The following is a 23,362-nucleotide window of genomic DNA, read 5'->3' as shown; positions in this document are numbered from 1 at the left end:
TGGCAACGGTATGACTGTCGCAGCTCTCATACTCGCGCTCCTGACGACGCCGCTTCAATCAGGACTGCTCTCGATGGTATCAGGCATACATCACGTTACAGCCATCACCCGAAAGGTGCAGGCAAACGTGGATTTTTACGCCGGCTTTCTCGGCATGCGCCTCGTCAAGCAAACGGCCGGCTACGAGGATGCGACTCAGCTCCATCTCTTCTACGGCGATTCGGCAGGTACGCCGGGTTCGCTCGTCAGCTTTCTCATATGGGAAGACGGCGCGCCCGGTCGGGCGGGTTACGGCCAGATCAGCGAAATTTCACTGGCGATCGATCCGGCGAGCATCGGCTATTGGCTGACGCGCGCCATGAACTTCGGCCTGCGTTCGGAGGGACCGACCGATGAATTCGGTGAGCCTGTTCTCAGGTTGAAAGACCCCGATAATATCATCCTCAAGCTCACGGGCGCAAAGAACCTCACATCGCCTGCTGTCTGGGATGGCGCCTCGATCCCGGTCGAGCATGCCGTCAAGCGGGTGCGCGGCGCAACCATGCTGACGGAAAAGCCGGCCGAGAGCCGCAGCTTCCTCGAGCGCCATTTCGGTTACCGATTCCAGGCCAACCGCGGCACGATTGACAGGCTGGTATCACAATCGGGCGACGTCATCGATGTGCGCGATGCACGCGGCTTCTGGTCCGGCGCGCCGGGAACCGGCACCGTCGATCATGTCGCCTTTCGGGCCGCCGATGAGGAGGCGCTGCGTTCGGTTTCCATGGCGTTGGAGAAGACCGATGCTTCGCCTACCAACATGCACGACCGCAAGTATTTCCGCTCGCTCTATGCCCGCGAGCCCGGCGGCACGCTGGTGGAGCTTGCAACCGACAAGCCCGGCATGACTGTTGACGAAGAGCACGCAGCCCTCGGCACCAAGCTCTTCGCGCCGCCGGGAGCGATCACCAGTCTCGACGAGCTCAAGGTGGTTCTGCCGCAATTTTCGATGCCCGGCCAGCCGCGCATCAATTACCGCGAGCTGCCGTTCGTCCATCGCTTCTATACGCCGCCGAATCCCGATGGCAGTGTCTTCGTGCTGCTGCACGGCTCGGGCGGCAATGAGACGACTCTGATGCCGCTCCTCAACAAGGCGGCGCCGCGCGCGACCCTGCTCGGCGTCCGTGGCCGTGCGACGGAAGAAGGTTTTCCGCGCTGGTACAAGCGCATCACCCCCTTCTCCTTCGACCAGAACGACATCAAGACGGAGGCCGAAGCCTTTGCGGCCTTTATCGAAGGCGCCGTCAAATCCTATGGCCTCGATCCCAAGAAGATCGTCTATGTCGGCTATTCCAACGGCGCCAACCTGTTGAACTCGCTGCTCTACCTGCACCCGAACCTCGTTCACAAGGCGGTGCTGCTGCGCTCCATGCCGGTGCTCAGCGACTATCCGCATGCCGATCTGAAGGGCACGGACCTGCTCGTCATCAGCGGCAAGACCGATGCCTACGGCAAATATGCGAGCGAGCTGGAGGAAAGGCTGAAGAGTTCGGGCGCGACCGTCGATTCCGACGTCATCCCCGGCGGCCATGATCTCGGCGACGCCGATGTGCCGATCATTCAGAAGTGGCTTCTCCAGAGAATGGGGGATGATCCATCCCCGCTGGAGCAGCAGGCGGTCAAACCGACGAGCGAGCCGTTCGGGCAACCATGATGCCGGCGAGCACCACCGCAGCACCCAGCGCCTGCATCATCCCGATCGACTCGTCGAGCAGCGCCCAGGCGAGGATTGCGGCGACGACCGGCTGCAACAGCAGCGTCAGCGATGAAAAGGCGGGCGGCAGATAGGCCAGCGCATAGGTGATCGCCACCTGCCCGCCGGCATGACTGATAAAGGCGAGGCCGAAGAGGATCGACCAACCGTAGAGGGTCGCCGGCAGCATCTGCCCTTCGAAGAAGAAGGCTATCGGGAAGATGCAGACGGCAGCCGATGCCGTGCTCCACAGCATGATGCGGATCGTATCGAACCGGCTGCGCAGCCTGCCAATCGCCAGGATATAGCAGGCATAGAAGAAAGCGGCGATCATCGCGGTGCCGTCGCCGCCCAAGTCCCCGTGGCCGAGCCCTGCCGGTCCGCCTTTTAAGGTAACGACACCGGCGAGCGCCAGGACCAGCCCGAGCAGGAAGACGCCGCTGGTTCGCGCCTTAAAAAACAGAACGGCGATCAGCGTGACGAAAACAGGCGCGAGGTTTGCAAGCAGCGTCGCGTTGGCCACCGACGTCATGGTGAGCGAAAGATGCCAGGCGGCAAGGTCAAGCGCCAGCATCAGGCCCGGAAGAGCCAGCAGACCGTAATCGGAGAGGCTTTGCGGTTTCGGCCCCGTATCCTTCTTCATGAACGAGACGATGAAGATCGGGATCAGCGCCAGCGCCACACGCCAGAAGGCAGTAGCCATCGGCCCGACTTCAGACAGGCGAACGAAGATCGGCGAACCGCCGATCGCCGCCCCGCCGACAACAAGCGCGGCAAGCGCCAGACGATTGGAAGGCGAGGCTTCGGAGAAGGTGGAAGCAGTCTGCGACATGATCTCGATATTTCTGATTTCCCGCAGACCGGCGGCGGGCCATTGACTGCCGAGTGCGTAGCAGAAGTCGACCGCCGGCGACAGTCGAAGAACGACATCAGAACGGAAAATCAGGCCGGGCGGGTGTTCGTCGCGGCCTGCCGCAGCTTTGCGGCGATTTCCCCTGCAACAAAGAAGGCATGCTCGGTCACCTGCGGCAGACCCATCAGTTCGCCGAAAGTGCCGCGGGCCAACGGGCCGGAGATCAATAACGAAGACTCCGCCTTGCCCGAGGGGCCGATCGCCTCCGACTGCTCGGTGCAGGCAAGGCCGAGGCCTGTGGGATCAAGTGACAGGTGGCCGTTTGCGGCAAGCGCCGCGAGCCAAGGCTGGGTTTCGAGAATGCCGCCATGCGCCGGGCCGGTGGTGACGACGACGGCGTCATAGCTCCGCTCCAACGGCTGACGTTGATAGCGCGGCTGCAGGGTGCAAAGAACAAGCTCACCTTCAATGCGCGCATCGGCGACCGACCCGGCAACGATCTCCAGACGGCCGGCGGCAATCGCCGCGTCGAGCACGGCTTCCACCTGCGGCGCGATGCGGAACCGATGCACATCCCAATAGGGGCGCAGATGTCGGACAATACGGCGCCGTTCGGCAATCGGCAGCGCCTGCCAGAGATCGTGTCCCTGCGCCCGCACCTGATCGATCACGCCATGCCAGCTTATGCCCTGCGCTTCCGCAGCTCTTATGGCGGCGCGGATTCTTCTCAACAGTGAAACGGCGGAATGTGCCGCATCGGAGATGAACTCGCCGAAGAGCGGCTGCGGTACCGGCGCATGCCCGCGCGAACGCAGGCCGCGGCGCGAGATCGCCGTCACAGCCCCATCATGACCGCACTCGGCAAGCGAGGCGATGACATCGGCGGCGGTCAAGCCATTGCCGATGACCAGCACCCGGTCATGCCGGCCGATCACGCCGAGCGCGCCCGGCTTGGTGGTGTCGGCGACGAAGCGGGGATGGGCCGCCAAGCTGGCGGCAAGCCGGCCGGGCGCTGCAGGCGGCGGATGGCTGGTGGCGATCGCAACTATATCGGCCTCGGCGACCCCGCCTTTGTCGTCCTGGATCGACCAGCGGCCGCCCCGGCGCTCGAGACCGGTCACGCGGGCGCGGTTGTGGAGCACGACGCCTTCTTCCAGCAATGGCTTCAAAAGGGAGGCGACATATTCGCCGAAGAGCCGGCGCCGGGGGAAGAGCATGCCGTCCGGTTGCCTCGCCCCGGGATCGTCCGCGACGGCATCGCGGGCTTCGATCCAGGCCTGGAACTCGCCCAGATCATCGGGCTGCAGGCTCATCTTGGCGGCAGGAACATTGATACGGTGCGCCGGATCATCCGTATCATAGGCAAGGCCGCGGCCGAGCTCCGCCCGCGGCTCGAAGACCATGATTACAGGACGCTCACCAACGTTTGCACGGGCGAGATGATAGGCGACGCCCGCGCCGGAGACGCCACCGCCGATGATGGCGACGACGGGCTGGTCGGACATCGACAGAGGCTTGGGCTGCATGATGGCCGGCACCGTTGCTTCGATGCCCGAGCATAGAAGCCGGACATAACTCGCGCAATCCTCCGGCCGCAATTGTCTATAACGTTTGTGAAGATCAGTCTTGTTTCGATATGACGGTCGAGAATTCGGGAGTGTCGCGGATGGTGTTGCTGACTGTGCAGATCTCGTCTTCGGCGGCATGGACGATCTTGCGGCGGGTCTCTTCATCGACATCGCCCTTGATCGAGAAGACGATGTTGAATTTCGCAACACGTGAGAGCCCTTCCGCCGCCTTCTCGCCGGTGACATCGGCCGTGATCTCGCTGATCCTGTCGAGAACCCCCATCTGACTGGCTGCAATGCGGGCGCTGAGCACGAGACAAGCCGAGAGCGAGGCATAGAGCAGATCGAGCGGGCTGAAGCCCGGCTGAGAGGGGGAGGTGACGATATCGATCTCACCCTTGGTGGTGGAAGTCACATGCGGAAAGCCGGTGCGGCCGAGGGTGGCGCTAGCGCCGGTCGGACGGGGGCGTGCCTTGAGATCGGCCATGAAGAAATCCTCTGAGAATAGCCTGCAGAGATAGCGAGTTACGCCGCGGCCCGCAACGGCGCCGCAACGCCTGCTAACGGAACCTTTCCATCCGTCATCGGTTGATTACACCTGAACGAGATCAGTGACAAAGGTGCACAGCGATGCCGCATGCCCGCAACATGCATCGTCAGGACCGGCGGATGGACGCCCGCGACCGGCTGATCGTCGCGCTCTATGCACAGCTGAAGGCCGAGCGGGAAACGCGCGAGACGCTGGAATGGGCGATCCGCAACGGTGCCATCTCGCAGGAGGTGCTGGAGGCGATCGCGTCCGATCCGGTCCCCGTCGTCACCAGTGAGGACATCGCCTCCCTGGAGAAAATCATCGCGCTTGACGAAAGGCGCAAACCAAATCGGAACCAGGGGTAGTGCCGAAAACTGTGCGCGGTTTTCAGCCGCCATCATAACTCCCCATCGAACTGCAAAGAGGAGATCCGAAATGGCCGATATCACCTATCAGGTTGTGCCGCATGACAATGGCTGGGCTTACAAGCTCGGCGACACGCTGTCGGAAACCTATGCGACGGCCGAGGAAGCGATTGTCCACGCCAAGGATGCTGCGTCACGTCAGAAAATCGGCGACGGCGACGCGTTGCTTGCATATCCCTCGCCCGATGGCGGATGGGCGTTCCAGGAGCTCGAAACCGACAAGAGCAACGGTCGTCTGTGATTTTCAGCGGAGGATGGCATGACCGCGCGGGCAAGCTGGAAAGGTCATCTGAAGGTGGGCGACCTTGCTTGCGCTGTAGGGCTCTATACCGCCATCTCCTCCTCCGACCGCGTTTCCTTCAACATCATCAACCGCAGGACTGGCCATCGGGTGGAACGGCAATTCGTCGACAGCGAGTCCGGCAAACCGGTCGAGCGGGACGATCAGGTGAAGGGCTACCAGATGGAGAGTGGCGACTATATCGTCATAGAAGGCGACGAGATCGCGGAGATCATGCCGGAAAGTCACAAGGTGCTCAACGTCAAAGCTTTCATCGGCTATGACGATATCGACAAGCTCTATTTCGATCGTCCCTATTACCTCGCGCCCGTCGGCGAACATGATGAAGAAGCGCTGTCGCTGATCGTCCGCAGTATGCGCGACAGCAAGGTCGCGGCGCTCGCCGAAGCCGTGCTTTTCCGGCGCAACCGAACGCTGCTGATCCGGCCTCATGAGAGCCACATCATCGCGACCATGCTGAACTTCGACTATGAGGTGCGCTCGGCAGACGCGGTCTTCAAAGACATTCCCGACATCAAGTTTGACAAGGAAATGCTCGAACTCGCCGGTCACATCATCGAAACCAAGCGCGGCAGCTTCGATCCGAGCGCCTATGAGGACCGCTACGAAGCGGCACTCGTCGAACTGGTGAAGGCGAAGATCGAGGGCCGGGCACCACCCAAGAAGAAACCGGCGCCCGAAGGCAAGGTCGTCGACCTGATGGAGGCGCTGCGCCAAAGCGCCAAGCTGAGCGGCAAGGCGGCGCAGAAGGCTCCGGCAAAAAAGAAGGCTCCGGGGCGCGGCGACAGCCAAAGGAAGAAGGCAGGCTGAGATGGCCCTCGAGACCTATGAGGCGAAGCGCAATTTCAAACTCACTCCGGAGCCGCGCGGCCTCAAAGGCCGCGCGAGCGGCAACAGTTTCGTCATTCAGAAGCATGACGCAACGAGGCTGCACTACGACTTCAGGCTGGAGATGGATGGAGTGCTGAAGAGCTGGGCTGTCACCAAAGGTCCGAGTCTCAACCCGGAGGACAAGCGTCTTGCCGTACACGTTGAAGACCACCCGCTGTCCTACGGCGATTTCGAAGGCATCATTCCAAAAGGACAATATGGCGGCGGCACTGTCATCGTCTGGGATCGCGGCACGTGGACGCCGCTCGGCGATGCGCAGAAGGACTATCGCGAGGGCCATATGGAATTCGAGCTCGACGGCGAGAAGCTGAAGGGTCGCTGGCACCTCGTGCGCATGCATGGGCGCCCCGGGGAAAAGCGGGAGAACTGGCTCTTGATCAAGGGAGATGACGCCGAGGCGCGCCACGACGGCGATATTCTCGAGGAGCGGCCGGAATCGGCAAAGACCGGCCGCCAACTCGAAGAGGTGGCGGAAAATCCGGACGCGACTTGGAAGTCCAAGTCGAAAGACGGCAGGCCGGCCGCCGCCAAGAAAGCGGCGTCGAAGGACAAATCCCCAGCACCGCGAGGACGCGAGTGGCCGAAGGGTGCGCGCAAGGGCGCCATGCCCGATTTCATCGAGCCGGCGCTTGCCAAATTGAAACCGAAGCCCCCGGCTGGCGATCGCTGGATCCACGAAATAAAGTTCGACGGCTACCGTCTGCAGGTCAGGGTCGAGAACGGCGAGGTCAAGATGTTGACCCGCAGCGGCCTCGACTGGACGGACAAATTCGGCAAGCAGGTAGTCGCGGCCTTTGCCGCCCTGCCCGTGAAATCGGCGGTGATCGACGGCGAAATCGTCGTCGAGCGCGATAGCGGCGCCTCGGACTTCTCGGCACTGCAGCACGATCTGAGTGAAGGCCGCGATGATCGCTTCGCCTTCTATGCCTTCGATCTTCTTCACCTCGACGGATATAATCTGCTGAATGCAGCGCTCACCGATCGCAAGCAGCTGCTCGAAAGCGTGCTGCCCGGTGATAATGATAAGCTGCGCTACAGCGGGCATTTCAACGAAAGCGGCGGCCTGGTGCTCGACCATGCCTGCCGGCTCAGCCTCGAAGGAGTGATTTCCAAACTGCGCGGCAGCAAATACAACTCGGGACGCAAAGGCGATTGGATCAAATCGAAATGTTCGCACCGGCAGGAGTTCGTCATCGGCGGCTACGTGCCGTCGACCTCGATGAAGAATGCGATCGGCTCGCTGGCGATGGGCTATTACCAGGACGGCGAACTCAAACATGTCGGGCGCGTCGGCACCGGATATACAGCAGCAACTGCGCAGATGCTCTATGAGAAACTGTCGCGTCTGACGCAGAACGAGAGTTCATTCGACGACAAGCTGACATCAGAGGAGCGGCGCGGGCTGATCTATGTGAAGCCGCAGCTGGTCGGCGAGGTTGAGTTCCGCGCTTGGTCGGACGATGGCAATCTGCGCCATGGGGCTTTCCGCGGCTTGCGGGAAGACAAGCCCGCAAAGGACGTGACGCGTGAGACGGAAAAGACCATGGCCCCTGCCCTGCCGAAATCGGCTGTGACACTCACCCATCCCGACCGCATCTACTGGCCGGACGAGGGTGTTACCAAGGAAGGGCTGGCGAATTACTACGCCCAGGTCTGGCGCTTCATGGCGCCTTATGTCGTCAACCGGCCGCTGGCGCTCCTGCGCCTGCCGGACGGGATCAACGGCCGACAGCGGTTTTTCCAGAAGCACGCCTGGAAGGGCATGAACCCGCATATCCAGGAGATTACCGACCCTAAGGACAAGCAGGGGGAGAAGCTGCTCAGAATTACCGATTTCGACGGCATCGTGGCGCTGGTGCAATCGGCCACGCTTGAAATCCACCCCTGGGGCGCAACGACCGGCAATTGGGAAAAGCCCGATATGATCACCATGGACCTCGATCCCGATGACGAGGTGGCGTGGGCAGATGTGATCGCCGCTGCTTACCAATTGAAGGAGCGGCTGGAGGCCGAAGGCCTCGCCGCCTTCGTCAAGACCTCGGGCGGCAAGGGACTGCATGTGGTGACCCCGCTCACGCCGAAGGCCGGCTGGGCCGAGGTGAAGGGGTTCGCCAAGTGGCTTGCCGACAGCATGTCCGCCGACGATCCCGACCGCTATCTGGCGACGGCGACGAAGGCCAAGCGAAAGGGGAAGATCTTCATCGACTATCTCCGCAACGGTCGCGGCAATACGGCGGTCGCGCCCTATTCGACACGGGCACGGCCGGGCGCCGCAGTCTCGATGCCGCTGGAATGGAGCGAACTCACGGCCGACGTCGGGCCGGCCTATTTCACCGTTGATAATACGCCAACCCGGCTCGACGCTTTACCGCAAGATCCCTGGGACGGATTTTTCGCCGCGGCGAAGCCGTTGGAAAAGAAGAAGCGGTAGAAGAAGCCCCCAATCTAGCGCGGCTTCCGCCCGCCTTCCGCCGTCAGGCTCTTCTTCAGCGCATCCATGATGTTGATGACGTTGCCGGTCGACTTTACCGGTGCGGTTTTCTTGGCGGGCGCCGCCTTCTTCAGGCTCTTCTGCTTGTTGCGGATCATCGATTTCAGCTGCTTCTGGATCGGGTCCTGCACCATGGTCGGGCCCCAATCCTTCGTCTCTTCCTTCACCAGCCGCTTCATCAGCGTCAGCAGCTTGCCGTCGATATCCGCCTTGTCGTCGATTTCGGTCGAGGGTTTGCGCACCTTGTCGCCGTAACGCAGGGTCCAGAGCACGATGCCCTTGCCTTGCGGCTCCAGGAGCACGGCACGCTCGCGGCGATAGAGAACCAGGCGGGCAATGCCGACGACGTCGTTTGCCTTCATCGCTTCGCGGATGACGCAGAAGGCTTCCACGCCGACCTTGTCCTCCGGCGCCAGAAAATGCGGCTTGTCGTACCAGATCCAATCGATCGAGCCGCGCGGGACGAAACTCTCGATATCGATGGTCCGAGTGCTTTCGAGCCCGACTTCCTCGATCTCCTCGTCCTCAAGAATGATATAGTCGTCCTCGCCGCGCGGGTAACCCTTCACCTGGTCCCGGTCAGCCACCGGTTTATGGGTAACGCTGTCGACATAACGGCTTTCGACACGATTTTTTGTCTCGCGATTGAGGACGTGAAAACGCACCTTGTTGCCTTCGGTCGTCGCCGGCGTCAGCGAGACGGAGGCGGTGACGAGCGAGAGCTTGAGATATCCTTTCCAGAACGTCTGACGTGCCATGACTGTCCTGCCCTCCCGGACCGATGGAACATTGGCAATCAACGGCAAAAACCGGTCTTCGGTTCCAGGCCCGGCATGGCAGGCAGCACTTGGCTTAGATTGAGAGATACCGCTTCTGCCACGGCAGCTTCTTTTCCTCCCATGCGCGCGGCGTGAACTCGTCATAGGCGGTTTCGGCGATTGCGAGCATCCAATTGCGGCCCTTACGGGCCAACAGCACGCAAGACAATTCCATGCCGGGCTCGACGGTAATCGACGGCCGGTTGGCGCCAGGAATATCGACTCCCTTGTCGCGCCACTGGATAGCGATCTCATCGGGTTCGGATGTCCATTCCCCCGAAGCGACGGAGGCCTTGCCGTCGGAATTGAAGCGGAGGGGCGGCGCCACAAGGTTCAAGAAGCTGCCGTCATTGCGGTAATTGCCGTCGATCTCGCCGGCGGTGGCTTTGCCCTTTCCCGACAGAACCATGTCCTGCCCGCATCGCATGAATATGTTGCGCCGGAAACTCCCCGACCATGGCCGATTGGCGAAGAAGGCAATGTCGCATCCGCTGATGACGTTGTCGTGGATGTCGATGTCCTTGCGAAAGGCCAGTTCCTGGTCGGAAAAGCCGCTCAGGCTGATCCCGCGATTGTTGTTCTCGATCCAATTGTCATAGACGTGATGGCCGGTATGGTCCGCCTTGTCGCCGATGCCGTAGCCGAAAGAATAGTCGTTCATTCTGCCGTCGCGCATGATGTTGCTGCGCACCACGGCATCGTCGCCAATCGATGAAAAGGAGAAGTTCTTGCCGCCGATGAAATTGTACTCGACGCGATATTTCCGGGTTTTGTCGCAGACCAGGGCGCCTTTGTTCGAGGTGCTCGTCGGCGACTGCAGGAAGAGGTTGCCGCGGATCACGACATCCGAACTGATATTGTCGTCGCTGTTTTGATAGGCGAACTGGCAGCAGTCCGCGCCCTCGCCAGGCGCGGCCCCCATGCGGTTGTTTTCCAGAAGAACGTTCTTCGTCTTCGTCAGATAGATGCCGTCGCCCTTGACATTCTCCGTTTCGCAGCGCCTGACGACGAGATTGTTGCCATTGTGAAACTTGAAGCCACGAGGTGAGTTCTTGACGACAACGTCTTCGATCACCGTATCGGAAAACACCTGATAGGCGACGCCAATATCCTCTGCGCCGTCGATGACCTCAGCCCGCGTGGACGCGCCGTGAACTTTTTTTCGCAGAATTGCGGGCATCGGATCTCCATCGACGCGGTTGCTGCAGCAACGCTATGAGCTGCTGCGCACGTTATCCCTAAATCGATTCCGATATAAGGAGTACGCACTCGCGTCGAATTAATGCACGGCTTGTGGCAGGAGTTTGACGGCCTGCCTCGACTTCGCACGCCGCCATGAGATCTCAGAAGCCCAACGCCTGGCGGTCGGTCAACGCGTTTCCAGTATCCGCATCAACCGGCCGCGATAGCTGTCCAGGATAACGGCAAGCACGATGACGGCGCCGATGACGATCGGCTTGATGTTGTCGTCGGCGCCCAGCAGCTGCAATCCCGTCGACAGCACCTGCAGAATGCAGGCACCGACCAGCGTTCCAACGATCGAGCCCTTGCCGCCGGAGAGGCTAGTGCCGCCGATGATGACCGCAGCGATCGCGTTCAATTCATAGCCGATGCCTGCAACCGGACTGCCGACATTGAGGCGGAGCAGATAGACCATGGCGGCGATGCCGGCGGTCAGGCCCGAGATCGTGAACACCGCGATCTTATATCGTTTCGGCTCGTGCCCCGACAGCCGCACAGCTTCTTCATTGGTGCCGATTGCGAAGACGAAACGTCCGAACACGGTGTAACGCAGCACGAACCAGCCGACGAGGACGACGACGATCGCAATCAGAAAGATCGACGGGAAGATGCCCCAGAAAATCAGATTTCCGAAATCGACGAATGGTTGCGGCAGGCCGGTGATGGTGGAGTTGTCGCTGACGACGCGTGCCAGGCCGCTGGCGACATTCAGCATGCCGAGCGTGACGATGAAGGACGGCAGCTTCCACTTTTCGCAGACCCAGCCGTTGATGGCGCCAAGGAGCGCGCCGGTGCCCATCGAGGCGAGCGAAGCGAGCACGATCGCCTGCCAGGGGGAGAACCTGGGGTCGATCATGATCGTCGCGCCGATGACCGTGCAAAGGGCCAGCAGCGAGCCCACCGAAAGGTCGATGCCGCCGACCAGGATGACAAAGGTCATGCCCGAAGCAAGCACGGTGTTGATGGCAATCTGAACGAAGATTTTCAGGAAATTCTCCGGCGTCGCGAAATAGGGCGCCGTCGCCGAGAAGAAGATGACGATCAGGACGAGGGCGATGGCAACGCCTGCCTCTTTCATCGAGATCCGGATCAGCTTGTCCCAGAAGCCTGTCTCTTTCGCTTCGATCTTGGTTTCAATGTTGCCGGACACGACTGTACTCCTTGTAAGCAAGTGAGAGGATCCTACTCTCTTCGAATTGATCCCGCGCGATTTCGCCGGCGATCTTGCCGTCCGACAGGACGATGATGCGATGGCAGATGCCGATGAGCTCCGGCAGATCCGAGGATACGACCAGAACACCCTTTCCTTCAGCGGCAAACTTCCAGAGAAGCTCGTAGATTTCAGCCTTGGCGCCGACATCGATGCCGCGGGTCGGCTCATCGAAAATCAGCACCTTGGGACCGCGGAACAGCCATTTGGCAATGACCACCTTCTGCTGGTTGCCGCCCGAAAACGTTCTGACCAGCTGATGGACGGATGGCGTTTTGATGCGTAGCTCCCGCACAAGACGCTGCGCGTTTTCGTTCTCCATCCTCCGGCTGATCAGCCCCTTGCGGGAAATCTTGCCGAGGTCGGTGACCGTGGTGTTTTCCGCGCAGCTCATGTCGAGCATCAGGCCCTGCAGCTTGCGGTCTTCCGTCGCCAGGCACAGGCCGGCGGCAACAGCATCTTTCGGCGCATTGATCGCAACCGGCTCTCCGTCGATGCGGATCTCGCCGCCGGCTTTGACGTCAGCGCCGAATATGGCGCGGACCGCCTCCGTCCGGCCGCTGCCGACAAGGCCGGCAATGCCGACGATTTCGCCCTTGGCCACCGAAAAAGACAATTCCGGGCTGTTTCGTGTCACTTTCAGACCGGAGACACCGAGCGCCTCGCCGAACACTGCGCTGTCACTGCGAAAGACGCCATGATCCGAGAGCGTTCGCCCGACCATCAGCTCAACGATGTCGGGAATGGCCAATCCGGACAGGGGACGCGTGATCACATGCTGGCCATCGCGCAGCACCGTGACGTCATCTCCGACTTCGAAAATCTCCTCGAGCCTGTGCGATATATAGAGCGTCGTCACACCGCGCGCCTTCAGCCGCTTCAGAATTTCGAATAGCCGATCGACTTCCTTGGACGTCAAGGTTGCCGTCGGCTCGTCGAGAACGAGCAGCTTGCTTTCATAGCAGAGCGCCTTGGCGATCTCGAGCAGTTGCAACTGCGCGACGCTGAGGCGACTGGCGAGCGTCGTCGGCGCCACATCGAGACCGACTTCCGCCAGCAGTTCGGCCGCCCGACGGTTCATTTGCTTGTAATCCACCAGCCCGTATCGACGCGGCAGATGCTCGAAGAGCAGATTTTCAGCGACGCTGAGATTGGAAAGGGGGTGGAGTTCCTGGTGGATGACGCGGATGCCGGCCTTGAAGGCCTCCAGCGGCAAGGCAGGATGATAGGGCTTGCCGTCGAACGAAATGTGGCCATCGTCCGGCCTGAACACACCGCCCAGCAGGTTGATCAGGGTCGACTTGCCTGCGCCATTCTCGCCGAGCAGGACGTGGCCCTTGCCGCGGCCAATCCGCATGGAAACATTCCTGAGCGCGACGACGCCCGGGAAGCGCTTGCCGATCCCCTCCAGCTTCAGGATGTGGTCATCTGCTGCGTCCGACACGTCCACCTCGTGCATGATCCGTTTGAGTTCCTTGGCCATCACCCACACATGCGCACTCCGGAAGCCCGCAACGAGCCCCGTCGGAGTGATCACCATGCAGTCGAGTGGCAGCGGTCAGCGCCGGCGGCAGCCGGCGCCTTTCGTCCTAAACCAGTCGGCAATGTCGATTATTTGAGGTCACCTGACGTAACGAGCTTGATGTCGGTCTTGACCCAGCCGGTGAATTTTTCGCCGGCAAGTTCACGCATACCGTAGTCGATGCCCATGACCGCCATCTGCGCGCCATATTGCTCGACGGTGGCAAGCATCTTGCCGTTCTTGATCAGCGGCTGCACCGGCGGGATGTTGTCGAAGCCGACGACCTTGATCTTGCCGGCCTGGCCGGTTGCATCAAGGGCCTTGACGACGCCAAGCGCCATGGAGTCGTTGGCCGCCATGACACCCTGAATATCCTTATACTTCGTCAGGAAATTCGTCATGACGGTGTTGGCTTCTTCCGTCTCCCAATGGGCGGTCTTGCTGTCGAGAAGTTCGAGCTTGCCCGACTTGACGGAGTCCATGAAGCCTTCCTTGCGCTCCTTGGCATTGTCGGCCTCAGGATTGCCCTCGAGAATGACGACCTTGGCGCCCGCCCCCAAGATCCTTGGCCAGAGCATCGCCGGCGAGCTTGGCGCCTTCGCGGTTGTCGGGGCCGAAGAATGCCAGGTCGATGCCGGCTGCCTTCTTGGCATCGGCATCGAGCGGCACGTCGATATTGATGACCTTGACGCCTGATTTCACGGCCTTTGCCAGCGGCGTGGCCATGGCCTTCGAATCGGCCGGGGCGACGACGATGATGTCGTATTTCTGCGTCACGAAGTTTTCGACGGCATCGACCTGGGCGGCAAAATCGCGCTCGTCCTTCATGCCGACGGCCTTGAAGTCGAACTTGTCCTTGTTCTCGGCCGCATACTTGTCGGCACCGGCCTTCATCTGCTTGAAGAACTCATTGGACAAAGACTTCATGATCAGGCCGACCTTCGGCTTGCCGGCTGCAAAAGCGGGCGACACGCCGCAAGACAGTGCGAGCACCAAGGTGCCGGCAAGTCCAAGCTTCAATGCCGCACGGCGCGGCGCACGCATCAGGACGGAATCACGCTTCGTATATTGGGACATTTCTCTCCTCCGAACGGTTCCGGGCCTATCCTCACCTGAGTGCCTTCGCTGATGAACCGTTTCCAACGCCACTTGGGTAACAACGGCCCGCAAGATTGTCAAGACGGCGAAAATTGGGCAGAACCAGGAGGAAGCGGCAGCAATCCTGACCTTCTCAAGAATCAACGGTGAACCGTTTCCATTGAATGCCGGCGTTTCTCGTGTTATGCAGACGCCGTCAAATTAACTGCAGCCCTTTGACGAAGGCGATGGAGACCATTAGCTGAAGCCCGGTCGGGTGCCTCCACGTCCCCGAGACTGAAATGAAGGGACATGTTCTTCCATTATGCCAAAGGTCGGAATTCGAGACGTTGCCAAATTTGCCGGCGTTTCCACCGGGACCGTCTCGCGAGTCCTGAATGACCACCCCGCCGTGACCGATGAGCTGAGGGCACGCGTCAGACGCATCATCGACGAGCTCGGCTATATGCCCGACCCGTCGGCGCGAAGTATGCGCAGCAAGGTCAGCCGCCTGATCGGCATCGTCATTCCCGATCTCACCAATCCGTTCTTCTCGGAACTCGTGCAGTCCGCCGAACAGGCTGGGGCAAGCCATGGCTACAACATCATCGTCATGACGTCTTTTGACGATGCGGCCAAGGAAGCAGACCGGATCGGGCAGCTGACAAGCCGGAAAGTCGACGGCATCATCCTCGTTCCCAGCAATGATTTCCATACGCTCAAGCTGCCGAAGGGATTGCCGATCGTCGTCGTCGACCGTCTCATGCCCGGATATTCCGGCATCGCCTCGGACCACCGCGCGGGCGTACGTCTCGGCGTCGAGCATCTTTTGCAGCTTGGTCATCGCCGCATCGGCTTCATCTCGGGCCCCAGACATTCCGTGCCTGCCAACGATCGCCTCAAAGGTTACCTCGACGCCATGGGGCAGCCCGACGACGGCGGACAAATAGGGTCGCCGCTGATTGCCGAGGCGGCTTTCGATTATGAAAGCGGACGATCGGCGGGAAACTATCTGCTGGCACGCGCCCGCAGCGAACGGCCGACCGCGATCTTTGCAAGTTCGGATCAGCAGGCGATCGGCTGCATGAGAGCGGCACATGATCTGGGAATACCGATACCCGCAGCCCTTTCCATCGTCGGATTCGACGGCATCCCGCTCGCGAGCATGACCACGCCGCGGCTGACCACCGTCAAACAGCCGATCCAAAAGATCGCTGCTGCGGCAGTCGCAGTTCTTTTGAACAAGCAACCGACGCCCGGCATCGGACATCCCATCTTGCTCGCCTGCACGCTTTCGCAGGGGGAAACGACCGCTCCACCGCAACCCGACTAAGGGTCGGCGGCAGGCCGTTCGTTTAGTTTTCCGCCACTCACTCGGACATAAGCCGCGGATCTGTCGCAACGGGCGGCAATCCTCCGATCACCACCATGCCTACCGCTGACACTCCCAGCAGCGGACGAATTCATTTGACGGATATCCTACAAGTGGATATGTCTGTGGCATCTTCATCGCAGACGGAAATGACAAGGCATGCCGCTGAAATCCATGAAGCCCCTCGCCCGTGCGCCTCTTCTTCACGTCTCCGTGCAGGAAAGCCTGCGCGCCTATATCAGCGACAACGGGCTGAAGCCGGGCACGCTGCTTCCGGCTGAATCCGATCTGGCGAACCAGCTCGGTGTCAGCCGCAATTCCCTGCGCGAAGGGATCAAGGCGCTGGAATCGCTCGGTGTGCTGGAATCGCGCCGTGGTGTCGGCATCTTCGTGAAGGCGTTCTCATTCGAGCCGCTGCTCGACAATCTCGCTTATGGCCTCGGCGGCGCGTTGCGTCAGATCGAAGAAGTGATCGAGATCCGCCGCACCCTCGAAGTCGGGCTGATCGGCAAGACGCTTGAAATGATCGGCGACGACGATATCGCCGAACTGCGCGCCACGTTGGAGCGCATGCGGGTGCATGCGGAGCGTGGACAATCCTTTGCCGACGAAGACCAGCTTTTTCATACCCTGCTCTTCCGCTGCCAGAACAACGTGACGCTTGCCCGGCTGATCGATGTGTTCTGGCTCGCCTTCTACAAGGCGTCCGATTTCGTCAACCTCGACAATGTCGACCCCGTCGCCACCTGGAGGGATCACGCGGCGATCGTCGATGCGATCGAAGCGAAGGACGTCGCGGAAGCGCAGAAGCGCCTGGACCGCCATTATGACGGCATTTCCCGGGTGATCGCAGCCAACAAGAAAAGTGCAAATCTGGGAGGAGCACAATGAAACGACTGCAAAGACTATCTTCGGCCATCGCATTGACTGCTTTGATGGCGACGACCGTCGCCCCAGCCTTCACCGGCCCCGCGCAGGCGGCCACGCTGTCGGGCGGCTTCGATGTCGGGCCTGGTGGTTTCCAGGGCAATTTCAATCCGCTCGCCGCGACGGGCGGCTTCACATGGCTCAGCGTCTATTTCGAGCCGCTAGTGGCCTATGACGAGAAGCTCGAGAAGGTCGTCGGCCAGCTCGCTTCGTCCTACGAGGTCAGTCCCGACCAATTGACCTACACCTTCATGCTCGCCGATGCGAAATGGCATGACGGCAAGCCCTTTACGGCAAAGGACGCCAAGTTCACCATCGAACTCGCCAAGAACGCCAAGACCGGCTCGGTCCTGGCGGCGCGGCTGAATGCCGTTTCCTCGGTCGAGGCAAAGGACGACAAGACCCTGATCATCAAGTTGTCGGCCCCGTCCGCAAGCCTGATGGACACGCTGACGAAGGTGATGATGCTGCCGGAGCACGCGCTTTCGCAGATCCCAGCCGATCAACTCGCCAAGAATACGTGGTGGTCCACGGCGCCGATCGGCACCGGGCCGTTCAAGTTCAGCAAATATGTCACCGATCAATATGTCGAACTTGTCGCCAACACCGACTACCGGGGCGGCAAACCGGCGCTCGAAAAGATCATCAATCGCTATTTCGCCAATCCGGCAGCGGCGATCGCCGCATTGCGCGCCGGCGAGATCCAGTTCACCTATGTCGATTCCAACGATCTGAAGGCCTTCAACGACAATAAGGATTTCCGCGTCATCGAAGGCAACTCCTTCGTCGTCAACTATCTCGGTTTCAACCACGGCTCACCCATCTGGAAGGATGTTCGGGTCCGTCAGGCGGTGATGCATGCGATCAATCGCGATGCGATCATCCAGAGCCTTTACGGCGGCGCCGCCGAACCGGCAAACTGCGCCTATGTCGCCGATCAGGTGGTGCCGAAAGGCATCGAGACCTATGCCTACGATCCGGAAAAGGCGAAGCAACTGCTGAAGGAGGCCGGCTGGGACGAGATCAACGGCAACAAGCCGATCACCCTTCTGACCTATTACACGACGCCGCTTGCCGCCAATGTCATGGCGGCGATCCAGGCGATGCTCGCCCAGGTCGGCATCAACGTCACGCCGCGCGCCGTCGACACCCCGACCTATAACAGCATCGTGCTCAACCCGACGCCTGACGTCGCACAGTTCCAGATGGTCTATGCCGGCCTTCAGAACGGCCCGGACCCGGGCAGCATCAATGTCGGCCTCAACGAGAAGCAGATCCCGCCGGCCGGCCCGAACGTCGCGCGCGTACGCATGCCGGTGCTGACGGCTGCTCTCGACGCAGCGCTTGGCGAGACGGATGCCACAAAGCGCTCCGCTCGTTACCAAGAGGTCTGCAAGGTGATGAACAAGGAACTGCCCTGGGGTCCGCTGTGGGTGGCGAAACGCTATGGTGTCGCCTCCGCCAGGCTGAAGGACTTCATCTGGACGCCTGCTCCCGGCGGCGGCCCTTACCAGGCGCATCCGGAGAAATGGGCGATCGCCGAATAGGGCGTCACGCATCCTGAGAAGCAAAGGGCGGCCGGGTCACTGCAGCGCCACGCGTCTTTCGAGGCGCAGTGGCCCGCCCGCACGGGAACGGATTTCATGCTGAGATACAGTCTCCGGCGTCTGCTGATCGGAGTGGGCATGCTGCTTGCCTTGAGCGTGCTGATCTTCGCCATGCTGCGCCTCACGCCGGGCGATCCGATCGACGCCTATATCGATCCTAATATTCCGATGTCGTCGTCGGATCTGGCCGAGCTGCGCGCCAGGCTCGGACTCGATCAGCCGCTGCCGGTGCAGTATCTTGGCTGGCTGCGGCAGGCGCTGACGGGAAATCTCGGCTATTCGATCAAGCGGCCAGACCAGCCGGTGCTCGGCCTCGTCCTCTCGCGCGTCGGCCCGACAGTGCTCCTGATGGGATCGGCGATTGCGATCGCGATCGTTGCGGGCATCGCCACCGGCATTGTCGGTGCGATTCGCCGCAATTCCGTCGCCGACCTGTCCCTTTCAGTCTTCGCAGTCACCGGTATTTCCAGTCCACCCTTCCTCAGCGCTCTTGTCGGCCTCTACCTCTTTTCGGTCTATTTCAACTGGATGCCATCAGGCGGCATGCTGACGCCCGGCCAGGAATTTTCCGTCGCCGACCTTCTCCATCACCTCATCCTGCCCGCGACATTGCTGGCCGTCGCGCAGACAGCCCTGATCATGCGCTACATGCGCGCTTCCATGCTGGAGGTCCTGAACCAGGACTATGTGCGCACCGCGCGCGCCAAGGGTGTGTTCGAATTCTGGGTCATTGCCAAGCACGCCTTGCGCAATGCGCTGCTTCCCGTCATCACGCTGATCGGCTCGACCATCGGCCTTGCGATCGGTGGCGCGATCTTCATCGAAAGCGTCTTCAACTGGCCCGGCATGGGACTGCTCATGGTCGATGCGGTGGAGGGCCGCGACTATCCGGTCATCATGGGTTCGACGCTCGTGATCGGCGCCTGCGTCATCATAGTCAACATTCTGACCGACCTTGCCTATGCGGTGGTCGATCCGCGGATTAAGGTGGGCTGAGCGATGCTGGCACGAAGCCCTGCCCGCAGCCCGGGCCCTATCGCACGCTCCCTGCATCGTTTCCTGCTCAACCCGACCGCAGTGCTCGGCCTCGGCATGATCGCGCTGATGGTCGTGGCGATCCTTTCCTATCCGCTGTGGTGGAGCTTCAAAGCCAACGATATCGATCTCATCGCGATGAATGCGCCGCCGGGGCCGACACACTGGTTCGGCACCGATGGGGTCGGCCGCGACATCCTCGCCCGGGTCATGGACGGCGGCCGCATTTCGCTGCTGGTGGCCCTCACCTCGACCGTCATTTCCGCCATCATCGGTTTCCTGGTCGGCGCCGTCTCGGCACTTGCCGGCCGCTGGGCGGACGCAGTCACGATGCGTTTCGTCGATCTCGTCATGACGCTGCCGCCGGTCATCTTCCTGCTGGTGCTCGCCTCGATCGCCGGCACCGGCATCTGGCCGACGGTCTTCGTCATCTCCCTTCTCTCCTGGCCTCTGCTGGCGCGCATGGTGCGCTCGCGGCTGCTCGAACTTCGCGAACGCGACTTCGTGATGGCGGCGAGAGGCATGGGGGCGGGTCTGCCGCATCTCCTCTTCCGCCACGGACTGCCGAACTCGATCGACATCCTCGTCGTCTTCGCGACCCTGCAGATCGCCAATGCCATCCTGCTCGAGGCCGGCCTTTCCTTCCTCGGGCTCGGCATTGCGCCGCCTGCGGCAAGCTGGGGCAACATGCTGAATGCCGCCCGCTCCACCGCCGTGCTCGAACAATACCTCTGGCAGTGGCTGTTTCCCGGCGGGTTCCTGGTGCTTGCCGTGCTTGCAATCAATTTCATTGGCGATGGTCTTCGCGACGCCTTCGACCCTCGCGCCGAATTAAACTGACGATCGAAAGAAAGCGAAAATGAGCAAATTCAAGGGTGTCGTTCCTCCCGTCATAACCCCGCTGAACAAGGATTACACGGTCGATTACCGGTCCTATACACGGGTGCTCGAAAATCTTATCGAGGCCGGATGCCATGGCCTCTTCGTGCTCGGCTCGACCAGCGAGGTGATCTTCCACGACGAAAGGACCCGGCAGGACATCATCGAGCATTCGGCCAAAGTCATCAACGGTCGCGTGCCGCTGATCGTCGGCGTCATCGATCCAACCACCGACCGGGTCATCAACCATGCCAGGACCGCGAAGTCGGCCGGCGCCGACGCGGTTGTCGTCACGGCGCCGTTCTACACGGTCACCAGCCAGGCCGAGATCATCGATCACTTCCGCTATATCCGCGATGCTGTCGACGTACCGCTGATCGCCTATGACATCCCCGTCTGCGTGCATGTGAAACTGCAGCGCCAGACCAACGTAACGCTTGCCAAGGAGGGAACGATCATCGGCATCAAGGATTCGAGCGGCGACGACGGCAATTTCCGTTACGTGCTGCTCGATCTCGCCGACAACGAGGACGTCTTCCTGATGACCGGCTCCGAAATCGTCGTCGATACGGCGCTGCAGATGGGCGCCCATGGCGTCGTGCCCGGCATCGCAAATGTCGATCCGCACGGTTACGTCAGGCTCTGGGATGCCGCCCAGCGCGGCGACTGGGTCGCGGCCCGCAAGGAGCAGGAGCGCCTCTGCCGGCTGTTCGAGATCGTCTCGGTCGGCGCGGGCCGCGTCAGCGGCGGCGCCGCCGGCATCGGCGCCTTCAAGGCGGCGATGAAGCGCCTCGGGATCATCGACACGGCGCTGATGCCGCGTCCGCGCGCGGCTCTTAACGAGGTCGAAACGGCAAGGATCGACGAAATTCTTCGCGCGACGGGCCTGCTTTCCTGATGGATGCCATGCAACAGACCGCCGACACCATTCTGAACGTCAGGGGGCTGCGGACCGTCTTCCGCATCCGCTCGGGCGAAGTGACGGCGGTCAATGGCATCGATCTGACGGTGGCTGCCGGCGAGACGCTTGCTCTCGTCGGCGAGTCCGGTTCGGGAAAATCGGTCACCAGCCTTTCGGTCATGCGGCTTCTGGCCCGCAATATCGGTGCAATCGCCGCCGGCAGCATCCATTTGAAGCGCAAGAATGGTACGGTCAGCAACCTTGTCTCGCTCGACGAACCGGACATGCGCGCCATTCGCGGCAATGATATCGGCATGGTCTTTCAGGAGCCGATGTCGAGCCTAAACCCCGTCTACACGATCGGCGACCAGATTTCGGAGCCGATCCGCATCCATCGCGGGGCGAACCGGAAGGCCGCGATGGATGCGGCCGTCGCCCTTCTCGACAGCGTCGGCATTCCCGATGCCAGGCGCCGCGCCGGTCAATATCCGCACGAGCTCTCCGGCGGCATGCGCCAGCGCGCCACGATCGCCATGGCGCTTGCCTGCGACCCGACGCTGCTGATTGCCGACGAGCCGACGACAGCGCTCGATGTTACCATCCAGGCGCAGATTCTGGCTCTCCTGCAGACGCTGCAGCGCGAACGCGACATGGCCATGCTCTTCGTCACCCATAATCTCGGGGTCGTCGCCGAGATCGCGCATCGGGTGGCGGTGATGTATGCCGGGCGGATCGTCGAAACCGGGCCGGTGGGCGAGGTTTTTCGCAATCCGAGACATCCCTACACGATCGGCCTGCTGGCCTCGATGCCGAAGCTCGGCGATGCCAGCCGGATGAAGCAGGCGGGTGAAAGGCTGGCGGCCATACCAGGCATCGTGCCGAGCCTGATGAACATGCCCGCCGGCTGCGCCTTCCAGCCGCGCTGCAAATTTGCCATCGACGATTGTCGCCTGGCTGTGCCGCCGCTTGCCGACGTCAATCCGCGCCACAAGAGCCGCTGCATTCGCTGGCAGGAGGTCAGATGAGCGAGCCACGTCTCTCCGTCCGCGACCTCGGGAAACATTATACGTCCCGCGGGACCAAGCTGACCATCCTGCAGGACATATCCTTCGATATCGGCAAGGGCGAGGTGGTCGGGCTGGTCGGCGAATCCGGCAGCGGCAAGACCACGATCGGCCGGTCGGTCCTGCGGCTGGTCGAGCCGTCGGCCGGCAGCGTCCGCTTCGACGGCATCGAACTCACCACCTTGTCCTCATCCGAAATGCGGCGTCTGCGCCCCCGGATGCAATATATTTTTCAAGACCCGTTCGCGAGCCTGTCGCCGCGCATGACAATCGGCGAAATCTTGACTGAGGGGTTGAGGATCCAGGGCCTCGGGACGGCAAGAGAGAGATTGGAGCGCGCCCGCGCCGCACTCGAACAGGTCGATCTTCCGCCGGAGGCCGTCAACCGGTACGCCCACGAGTTCTCCGGCGGCCAGCGGCAGCGGATCGGTATTGCCCGCGCGCTGACGCTCGCGCCGGAATTCATCGTCGCCGACGAGCCGGTCTCGGCGCTCGACGTCTCGATCCAGGCGCAGGTGATCAATCTTCTGCGCGACCTGCAGCAACGCCTCGGCCTGACCATGCTGTTCATCAGCCACGACCTCGCCGTCGTCGAATATATCTGCGACCGGGTGATCGTCCTCTATCTCGGCCGGATCATGGAAGTCGCGCCCAGTGCCGCGCTTTATGCCAGGCCGCTGCATCCCTATACGCGGGCGCTTCTTTCCGCGATCCCCTCACCCGATCCCGATGCGCGACGCGACCGCCAGATATTGAAGGGCGATATCCCGAGCCCTGCCAATCCGCCGAGCGGTTGCGTCTTCCGCACGCGCTGTCCGAATGCTCTGCCCGCCTGCGGTGAGACCGTGCCGGAGCTGCGCGAAATGCAGCCCGGGCATTTCAAGGCCTGCATCCGTGATGACCTGAACTGAAGGA

Annotated in this window: 19 protein-coding genes and 2 pseudogenes; 13 read left to right on the top strand and 8 right to left on the bottom strand. The window is 61.4% G+C overall.

What is annotated here, in order from left to right; all coding sequences use genetic code 11:
* The first annotated feature begins 10 nt into the window (after positions 1–10).
* The gene (locus NMA58_RS01420) at positions 11–1,693 is read left to right on the top strand and encodes a VOC family protein (protein WP_210282847.1); all 1,683 of its coding nucleotides are present in this window, start codon (positions 11–13) and stop codon (positions 1,691–1,693) included.
* Here NMA58_RS01420 and NMA58_RS01415 read toward each other — a convergent pair.
* The 3 genes and pseudogenes from NMA58_RS01415 to NMA58_RS01405 form a co-directional block, all read right to left on the bottom strand.
* Entirely contained in the window at positions 1,659–2,564 is a 906-nt protein-coding gene (locus NMA58_RS01415; RefSeq protein WP_183702636.1) for a DMT family transporter, read from the bottom strand. The two genes, NMA58_RS01420 and NMA58_RS01415, sit on opposite strands and share 35 nt — an antisense overlap.
* 110 nt (positions 2,565–2,674) lie before the next feature.
* Positions 2,675–4,158: pseudogene (locus NMA58_RS01410) on the bottom strand (FAD/NAD(P)-binding protein).
* A gap of 47 nt (positions 4,159–4,205) precedes the next feature.
* Positions 4,206–4,640, bottom strand: coding sequence for an OsmC family protein (locus NMA58_RS01405; protein WP_434712059.1), 435 nt, complete (start codon positions 4,638–4,640; stop codon positions 4,206–4,208).
* Between the two features lie 143 nt (positions 4,641–4,783).
* Here NMA58_RS01405 and NMA58_RS01400 point away from each other — a divergent pair, with 143 nt between their 5' ends.
* From NMA58_RS01400 to ligD, 4 genes are all read left to right on the top strand, one after another.
* Positions 4,784–5,050: a hypothetical protein gene (locus tag NMA58_RS01400; RefSeq protein WP_183702626.1), complete on the top strand. Its 267-nt coding sequence runs from the start codon at positions 4,784–4,786 to the stop codon at positions 5,048–5,050.
* A 70-nt stretch (positions 5,051–5,120) separates the two neighbouring features.
* Positions 5,121–5,351, top strand: a complete 231-nt coding sequence (locus tag NMA58_RS01395) for a DUF2188 domain-containing protein (RefSeq protein WP_077992584.1) — start codon at positions 5,121–5,123, stop codon at positions 5,349–5,351.
* Positions 5,352–5,369: 18 nt separating this feature from the next.
* Positions 5,370–6,221 carry a Ku protein gene (locus NMA58_RS01390; RefSeq protein ID WP_434712058.1) on the top strand — a complete coding sequence of 284 codons (852 nt, stop codon included), beginning with the start codon at positions 5,370–5,372 and terminating at the stop codon, positions 6,219–6,221.
* A 1-nt stretch (position 6,222) separates the two neighbouring features.
* Complete coding sequence (gene ligD, locus NMA58_RS01385) at positions 6,223–8,733, top strand: DNA ligase D (RefSeq protein ID WP_434712057.1); 2,511 nt, start codon at positions 6,223–6,225, stop codon at positions 8,731–8,733.
* Between the two features lie 14 nt (positions 8,734–8,747).
* Here ligD and NMA58_RS01380 read toward each other — a convergent pair whose 3' ends face one another.
* The 5 genes and pseudogenes from NMA58_RS01380 to NMA58_RS01360 all read right to left on the bottom strand — a co-directional run bounded on the left by NMA58_RS01380 (position 8,748) and on the right by NMA58_RS01360 (position 14,662).
* The gene (locus NMA58_RS01380; protein ID WP_434712056.1) at positions 8,748–9,551 is read right to left on the bottom strand and encodes a Ku protein; all 804 of its coding nucleotides are present in this window, start codon (positions 9,549–9,551) and stop codon (positions 8,748–8,750) included.
* Positions 9,552–9,645: 94 nt separating this feature from the next.
* Positions 9,646–10,791, bottom strand: coding sequence for a right-handed parallel beta-helix repeat-containing protein (locus tag NMA58_RS01375; protein ID WP_430956941.1), 1,146 nt, complete (start codon positions 10,789–10,791; stop codon positions 9,646–9,648).
* Between the two features lie 189 nt (positions 10,792–10,980).
* Complete coding sequence (locus NMA58_RS01370) at positions 10,981–12,003, bottom strand: ABC transporter permease (RefSeq protein WP_097600296.1); 1,023 nt, start codon at positions 12,001–12,003, stop codon at positions 10,981–10,983.
* Positions 11,987–13,522: a sugar ABC transporter ATP-binding protein gene (locus tag NMA58_RS01365; protein WP_434713482.1), complete on the bottom strand. Its 1,536-nt coding sequence runs from the start codon at positions 13,520–13,522 to the stop codon at positions 11,987–11,989. The genes NMA58_RS01370 and NMA58_RS01365 overlap by 17 nt, the downstream gene beginning before the upstream one ends.
* A 152-nt stretch (positions 13,523–13,674) precedes the next feature.
* A pseudogene (locus NMA58_RS01360) lies at positions 13,675–14,662 on the bottom strand (sugar ABC transporter substrate-binding protein).
* A 325-nt stretch (positions 14,663–14,987) separates the two neighbouring features.
* Here NMA58_RS01360 and NMA58_RS01355 point away from each other — a divergent pair.
* The 8 genes from NMA58_RS01355 (at position 14,988) to NMA58_RS01320 (ending at position 23,358) form a co-directional block, all read left to right on the top strand.
* Positions 14,988–15,995, top strand: coding sequence for a LacI family DNA-binding transcriptional regulator (locus tag NMA58_RS01355; protein WP_434712055.1), 1,008 nt, complete (start codon positions 14,988–14,990; stop codon positions 15,993–15,995).
* Positions 15,996–16,193: 198 nt separating this feature from the next.
* Positions 16,194–16,925: a FadR/GntR family transcriptional regulator gene (locus NMA58_RS01350; protein ID WP_434712054.1), complete on the top strand. Its 732-nt coding sequence runs from the start codon at positions 16,194–16,196 to the stop codon at positions 16,923–16,925.
* On the top strand, positions 16,922–18,508 hold the full coding sequence (locus NMA58_RS01345) for an ABC transporter substrate-binding protein (RefSeq protein WP_434712053.1): 1,587 nt from the start codon (positions 16,922–16,924) through the stop codon (positions 18,506–18,508). The genes NMA58_RS01350 and NMA58_RS01345 overlap by 4 nt, the downstream gene beginning before the upstream one ends.
* Before the next feature lie 96 nt (positions 18,509–18,604).
* Entirely contained in the window at positions 18,605–19,564 is a 960-nt protein-coding gene (locus tag NMA58_RS01340; protein WP_434712052.1) for an ABC transporter permease, read from the top strand.
* Positions 19,565–19,567: 3 nt separating this feature from the next.
* Positions 19,568–20,443 (top strand): ABC transporter permease, encoded by an 876-nt coding sequence (locus tag NMA58_RS01335; RefSeq protein WP_434712051.1) that lies wholly within the window; start codon positions 19,568–19,570, stop codon positions 20,441–20,443.
* 19 nt (positions 20,444–20,462) lie between these two features.
* Entirely contained in the window at positions 20,463–21,380 is a 918-nt protein-coding gene (locus tag NMA58_RS01330) for a dihydrodipicolinate synthase family protein (RefSeq protein ID WP_430956935.1), read from the top strand.
* A gap of 8 nt (positions 21,381–21,388) precedes the next feature.
* Positions 21,389–22,408, top strand: coding sequence for an ABC transporter ATP-binding protein (locus tag NMA58_RS01325; RefSeq protein WP_434712050.1), 1,020 nt, complete (start codon positions 21,389–21,391; stop codon positions 22,406–22,408).
* Entirely contained in the window at positions 22,405–23,358 is a 954-nt protein-coding gene (locus tag NMA58_RS01320) for an ABC transporter ATP-binding protein (protein ID WP_434712049.1), read from the top strand. Before NMA58_RS01325 ends, NMA58_RS01320 begins: the two co-directional genes overlap by 4 nt.
* Positions 23,359–23,362 lie beyond the last annotated feature (4 nt).

The organism is Rhizobium sp. YTUHZ045, assembly GCF_051124255.1.
In the GTDB taxonomy this organism is placed as follows: Bacteria; Pseudomonadota; Alphaproteobacteria; order Rhizobiales; family Rhizobiaceae; genus Rhizobium.
This window is presented reverse-complemented; position numbering and strand designations above follow the sequence as displayed.

Coding starts and splice junctions, on each gene's coding strand:
- NMA58_RS01420 (WP_210282847.1), top strand. CDS start 11: ATGACTGTCGCAGCTCTCATACTCGCGCTCCTGACGACGCCGCTTCAA.
- NMA58_RS01415 (WP_183702636.1), bottom strand. CDS start 2,564: ATGTCGCAGACTGCTTCCACCTTCTCCGAAGCCTCGCCTTCCAATCGT.
- NMA58_RS01405 (WP_434712059.1), bottom strand. CDS start 4,640: ATGGCCGATCTCAAGGCACGCCCCCGTCCGACCGGCGCTAGCGCCACC.
- NMA58_RS01400 (WP_183702626.1), top strand. CDS start 4,784: ATGCCGCATGCCCGCAACATGCATCGTCAGGACCGGCGGATGGACGCC.
- NMA58_RS01395 (WP_077992584.1), top strand. CDS start 5,121: ATGGCCGATATCACCTATCAGGTTGTGCCGCATGACAATGGCTGGGCT.
- NMA58_RS01390 (WP_434712058.1), top strand. CDS start 5,370: ATGACCGCGCGGGCAAGCTGGAAAGGTCATCTGAAGGTGGGCGACCTT.
- ligD (WP_434712057.1), top strand. CDS start 6,223: ATGGCCCTCGAGACCTATGAGGCGAAGCGCAATTTCAAACTCACTCCG.
- NMA58_RS01380 (WP_434712056.1), bottom strand. CDS start 9,551: ATGGCACGTCAGACGTTCTGGAAAGGATATCTCAAGCTCTCGCTCGTC.
- NMA58_RS01375 (WP_430956941.1), bottom strand. CDS start 10,791: ATGCCCGCAATTCTGCGAAAAAAAGTTCACGGCGCGTCCACGCGGGCT.
- NMA58_RS01365 (WP_434713482.1), bottom strand. CDS start 13,522: ATGCACGAGGTGGACGTGTCGGACGCAGCAGATGACCACATCCTGAAG.
- NMA58_RS01355 (WP_434712055.1), top strand. CDS start 14,988: ATGCCAAAGGTCGGAATTCGAGACGTTGCCAAATTTGCCGGCGTTTCC.
- NMA58_RS01350 (WP_434712054.1), top strand. CDS start 16,194: ATGCCGCTGAAATCCATGAAGCCCCTCGCCCGTGCGCCTCTTCTTCAC.
- NMA58_RS01345 (WP_434712053.1), top strand. CDS start 16,922: ATGAAACGACTGCAAAGACTATCTTCGGCCATCGCATTGACTGCTTTG.
- NMA58_RS01340 (WP_434712052.1), top strand. CDS start 18,605: ATGCTGAGATACAGTCTCCGGCGTCTGCTGATCGGAGTGGGCATGCTG.
- NMA58_RS01335 (WP_434712051.1), top strand. CDS start 19,568: ATGCTGGCACGAAGCCCTGCCCGCAGCCCGGGCCCTATCGCACGCTCC.
- NMA58_RS01330 (WP_430956935.1), top strand. CDS start 20,463: ATGAGCAAATTCAAGGGTGTCGTTCCTCCCGTCATAACCCCGCTGAAC.
- NMA58_RS01325 (WP_434712050.1), top strand. CDS start 21,389: ATGCAACAGACCGCCGACACCATTCTGAACGTCAGGGGGCTGCGGACC.
- NMA58_RS01320 (WP_434712049.1), top strand. CDS start 22,405: ATGAGCGAGCCACGTCTCTCCGTCCGCGACCTCGGGAAACATTATACG.